Source organism: Duganella sp. BJB476, assembly GCF_003416895.1.
GTDB lineage: Bacteria > Pseudomonadota > Gammaproteobacteria > Burkholderiales > Burkholderiaceae_D > Rugamonas.
Window position 1 is genome coordinate 1 of record NZ_QVIO01000022.1, and the last position, 2659, is coordinate 2659.

1 pseudogene is annotated in these 2659 nt (G+C 69.0%); it reads left to right on the forward strand.

The annotated features are described in order from the left end of the window. Window positions 1–2659 (forward strand): annotated as a pseudogene (locus tag D0T21_RS31425) (heme utilization protein); the annotation flags it as partial.

A 2659-nucleotide genomic window follows, 5' to 3' on the forward strand; every position in this document is an offset into this window, starting at 1 on the left:
CCACCGCGCAAGCGAGCACGCTGAGCACCGCCCAAGTGGCGGGCCTGAGCACCAACGCCATCGCCGCGCTGGAAACGGCCGACTTCGCAGCACTGAAGTCGGACGCGATCGCCGCCCTGAGCGTCAACCAGGTCAAGGCACTGACGACCGACCAGGTTGTCGCCCTGACCACCACCGAAGCTGCCGCGCTGAGCACCGCGCAAGTGGCTGCGCTGTCGACCAATTCGATCGCCGCGCTGGAAACGGCCGACCTGTCGGCCATCAAGACGGCCGCCATCGCTGCCCTGAGCTCCGCCCAGGCCGCCGCGCTGACCACCAAGCAAGTCAATACCCTGGCCACCGCTTCGCTGGCCGCGCTGAGCACCGCCGGCATCGCCGCGCTGACCACCGACCAGGTGGTCGCACTGACCTCGGCCCAGCTGAGCAGCATGAGCTCGGCACAGGTTGCCGCCTTCACCAGCAACGCCATCGGCGCCATCGAGACCGCCGACATCGTCGGCCTGACCACCGCCAACGTCGCTGCCCTGCGCAGCTCGCAACTGGTGGGCCTGGCGACCGCGCAAGTGGCCGCGCTGTCGACCAACCAGATCGCCGCGCTGAGCACCGCCGCCGTGTCCGGCCTGACCACCAACCAGATCGTCGCGCTGACCACCGCGCAAGCGAGCACGCTGAGCACCGCCCAAGTGGCCGGCCTGAGCACCAACGCCATCGCCGCGCTGGAAACCGCCGACTTCGCAGCACTGAAGTCGGACGCGATCGCCGCCCTGAGCGTCAACCAGGTCAAGGCACTGACGACTGATCAGGTCGTCGCGCTGACCACTACCGAAGCCGCCGCGCTGAGCACCGCGCAAGTGGCCGCGCTGTCGACCAATTCGATCGCCGCGCTGGAAACCGCCGACCTGTCGGCCATCAAGACCGCCGCCATCGCCGCCCTGAGCTCGGCCCAGACCGCCGCGCTGACCACCAAGCAAGTCAACACCCTGGCCACCGCTTCGCTGGCCGCGCTGAGCACCGCCGGCATCGCCGCGCTGACCACCGACCAGGTGGTCGCACTGACCTCGGCCCAGTTGAGCAGCATGAGCTCGGCGCAGGTTGCCGCCTTCACCAGCAACGCCATCGGCGCCATCGAAACCGCCGACATCGTCGGCCTGACCACCGCCAACGTGGCTGCCCTGCGCAGCTCGCAACTGGTGGGCCTGGCCACGGCGCAGGTTGCCGCGCTGTCGACCAACCAGATCGCCGCGCTGAGCACCGCCGCCGTGTCCGGCCTGACCACCAACCAGATCGTCGCGCTGACCACCGCGCAAGCGAGCACGCTGAGCACCGCGCAAGTGGCCGGCCTGAGCACCAACGCCATCGCCGCGCTGGAAACGGCCGACTTCGCAGCGCTGAAATCCGACGCGATCGCCGCCCTGAGCGTCAACCAGGTCAAGGCACTGACGACTGATCAGGTCGTCGCGCTGACCACCACCGAAGCCGCCGCGCTGAGCACCGCGCAAGTGGCCGCGCTGTCGACCAATTCGATCGCCGCGCTGGAAACGGCCGACCTGTCGGCCATCAAGACGGCCGCCATCGCCGCCCTGAGCTCGGCCCAGACCGCCGCGCTGACCACCAAGCAAGTCAACACCCTGGTCACCGCTTCGCTGGCAGCGCTGAGCACCGCCGGTATCGCCGCGCTGACCACCGATCAGGTGGTCGCACTGACCTCGGCTCAATTGAGCAGCATGAGCTCGGCACAAGTTAGCGCCTTCACCAGCAACGCCATCGGCGCCATCGAAACCGCCGACATCGTCGGCCTGACCACCGCCAATGTCGCCGCCTTGCGCAGCTCGCAACTGGTGGGCCTGGCCACGGCACAAGTGGCCGCGCTGTCGACCAACCAGATCGCCGCGCTGAGCACCGCCGCCGTGTTCGGTTTGACCACCAACCAGATCGTCGCGCTGACCACCGCGCAAGCGAGCACGCTGAGCACCGCGCAAGTGGCCGGCCTGAGCACCAACGCCATCGCCGCACTGGAAACGGCCGACTTCGCTGCACTGAAGTCGGACGCGATCGCCGCCCTGAGCGCGAATCAAGTCAAGGCGCTGACGACCGACCAGGTCGTCGCGCTGACCACCACCGAAGCCGCCGCGCTGAGCACCGCGCAAGTGGCCGCGCTGTCGACCAATTCGATCGCCGCGCTGGAAACCGCTGACTTGTCCGCTATCAAGACCGCCGCCATCGCCGCCCTGAGCTCCGCCCAGGCCGCCGCGCTGACCACCAAGCAAGTCAACACCCTGGCCACCGCTTCGCTGGCCGCGCTGAGCACCGCCGGTATCGCCGCGCTGACCACCGACCAGGTGGTTGCACTGACCTCGGCTCAGCTGAGCAGCATGAGCTCGGCACAAGTTGCCGCCTTCACCAGCAACGCCATCGGCGCCATCGAGACCGCCGACATCGTCGGCCTGACCACCGCCAACGTCGCCGCCCTGCGCAGCTCGCAACTGGTGGGCCTGGCCACGGCACAGGTTGCCGCGCTGTCGACCAACCAGGTCGCCGCGCTGAGCACCGCCGCCGTGTCCGGCCTGACCACCAACCAGATCGTCGCGCTGACCACCGCGCAAGCGAGCACGCTGAGCACCGCCCAAGTGGCGGGCCTGAGCACCAACGCCATCGCCGC